This is a genomic window from Nocardioides caeni (assembly GCF_004912195.1).
GTDB lineage: Bacteria > Actinomycetota > Actinomycetes > Propionibacteriales > Nocardioidaceae > Nocardioides > Nocardioides caeni.
The window spans coordinates 1-1,997 of sequence record NZ_STGW01000034.1 but is presented as its reverse complement, the minus strand read 5'-3'; the positions used below and the strand labels follow the sequence as shown (position 1 = coordinate 1,997).

Here is a 1,997-nt window from a genome sequence, read left to right as displayed (position 1 = left end):
GACCCGGACCTCCGGAAGCCCGGTCACAGCGGCTTCTCGTGCTGCAGCCGCTGCTTCTCGTGCTCCACGTCGAAGTCGGCCACCGGCCACGAAAGGTCCAGGTCGCGCAACGCGTCCAGCAGCAGGGTGCCGATGGCCAGGTTGCGATACCACTTCTTGTCGGCCGGGATCACGTGCCAGGGAGCCACCTCGGTGTTGGTGCGCTCGATGGCCACCTCGTAGGCCTCCTGGTAGGCGGGCCACAGCTCCCGCTCGTCGACGTCGCCCGGGTTGTACTTCCAGTGCTTGCTCGGGTCATCCAGCCTGGCCAGCAGCCGCGCCTTCTGCTCCTCCGCCGAGATGTGGAGCATGCACTTGATGACGGTCGTGCCCTCCGCGGCGAGCTCCGCCTCCCACTGGTTGATCGCGTCATAGCGGCGCTCGATCTCCGCGGGCTCCGCGAGCGACCGCACCCGACCGATGAGCACGTCCTCGTAGTGCGACCGGTCGAACACGCCGATCAGCCCGACCGGCGGCAGCGCCTTCGTGATCCGCCACAGGAAGTCGTGCGACCGCTCCTCCGGCGTCGGAGCCTTGAACGAGGTGATCCGCACCCCCTGCGGGTCCATCAGACCCACCGTCGAGCGGAGCGTGCCCCCCTTGCCCGAGGTGTCCATGCCCTGCAGCACCAGCAGCAGCGAACGGCGGCCGTCGCTGCGGCCCTGGGCGAACAGTCGCTCCTGGAGGTCGGCCAGCTCGACGGCCATACCGGCCAGCGCCGCCTCGCCATCCGCCCGCTTGCCGTCGAAGCCGGGCGCCGCGTCGGTGTCGATCGCGACAAGGTCGACCGCCCCGGCCGGCACCCGCAGACCGGCCGTGAGGTCGGAGGTGGGGAAGGACATCAGTGCGCCCTCCCGCCACGGCGATCCACCAACGGCGGCGTCGACGACCACGGGAAGTCGATCCAGGCGTCAGTACGACGCCAGACGTACTCCGGCTGGATGACCGTCCACGGCTTCTCGTAGATCACCGCGGTGCGCGCCTCCGCCACATGGTCGACGAAGAAGTCCCGCACCACCTCCAGCGTCTTGCCGGTGTCGGCGACGTCGTCGGCGATCAGGACCTTCATGCCCGTCAGGTCGATCGCCGCCGGCGTCGGCGGCAGCATCATCGGCACGTCGAGGCGCTCGTTGACACCGGTGTAGAACTCCACGTTGACCGCGGACAGGTTCTTCACGTCCAGCGCGTAGCCCAGGCCCATGGCCAGACCGAGCCCACCCCGAGCGATCGCGAGCACGATGTCCGGCTCGAAGCCGTCGTCCACGACCGCCTGGGCGAGGTCGCGCACGGCGGTGCCGAAGAGCTCGTAGGTCAGGACTTCGCGTTCGGGAGCGGCCGGAGCGCTCTCCTTCGTCGCCTCACTCGTCACCCGCCCATTCTGCACTGCTGCCCAGCTCGTCGCGGACGACCGCGAAGGCGAGCCCCGGTGGATAGCCCTTGCGTCCCAGCATTCCGACCAGCCGCCGGGTCGCCGTCTGCTCGTCGAGCCCCCGCATGCTCCGCAGCTTCTTGCGCACCAGCGTCCGCGCGTTGTCCGCCTCGTCGCCGGGATCGACCTCGGCCAGCACCGTCTTCACCGTCTCGTCGTCGATCCCCTTGCGGCGCAGCTCGACCGACAGCGCCGTCCGGGCCAGGCCCCGGGTGCGCTGCCGCGCCTCCACCCAGCCCCGTGCGAAGGCCTCGTCATCGACCAGCCCGACCTCCTCGAAGCGGTCGAGCAGCGGCCCGGCCACCTCCCCGGGGACGTTGCGCCGCGCGAGCCGCTCCTCCAGCTCATGCCGGCTGCGTGCCTTGATGCTCAGCTGATCGAGCAGGATCTTGCGCGCCACCGATTCCGGGTCGGCGTCCCCCTGCCAGCCGGTCTGCTCCGGCGGCTCCTGTGCCTTCATGACTCCTCCTTCGCGTGGGTCGGCGCCGCACCCCGTTGGTCGAGGAGGCCGGCCACGGCCGTCTCGAGA

At 70.3% G+C, this 1,997-nt stretch carries 3 protein-coding genes; all 3 read right to left on the bottom strand.

What is annotated here, in order from left to right; genetic code table 11:
* Positions 1-23 precede the first annotated feature (23 nt).
* The 3 genes from E9934_RS19310 to E9934_RS19300 are packed head-to-tail and all read right to left on the bottom strand — an operon-like array spanning position 24 to position 1,928.
* Positions 24-881 (bottom strand): PPK2 family polyphosphate kinase, encoded by an 858-nt coding sequence (locus E9934_RS19310; protein WP_136564536.1) that lies wholly within the window; start codon positions 879-881, stop codon positions 24-26.
* Positions 881-1,408, bottom strand: a complete 528-nt coding sequence (locus tag E9934_RS19305; RefSeq protein ID WP_136564535.1) for a phosphoribosyltransferase — start codon at positions 1,406-1,408, stop codon at positions 881-883. Before E9934_RS19305 ends, E9934_RS19310 begins: the two co-directional genes overlap by 1 nt.
* Positions 1,398-1,928, bottom strand: coding sequence for a regulatory protein RecX (locus tag E9934_RS19300; RefSeq protein ID WP_136564534.1), 531 nt, complete (start codon positions 1,926-1,928; stop codon positions 1,398-1,400). Before E9934_RS19300 ends, E9934_RS19305 begins: the two co-directional genes overlap by 11 nt.
* Between the last annotated feature and the right edge of the window lie 69 nt (positions 1,929-1,997).

Bases quoted from the DNA above. Each gene is read 5' to 3' on its own strand.
- E9934_RS19310 (WP_136564536.1), bottom strand. From the start codon at position 881: ATGTCCTTCCCCACCTCCGACCTCACGGCCGGTCTGCGGGTGCCGGCC.
- E9934_RS19300 (WP_136564534.1), bottom strand. From the start codon at position 1,928: ATGAAGGCACAGGAGCCGCCGGAGCAGACCGGCTGGCAGGGGGACGCC.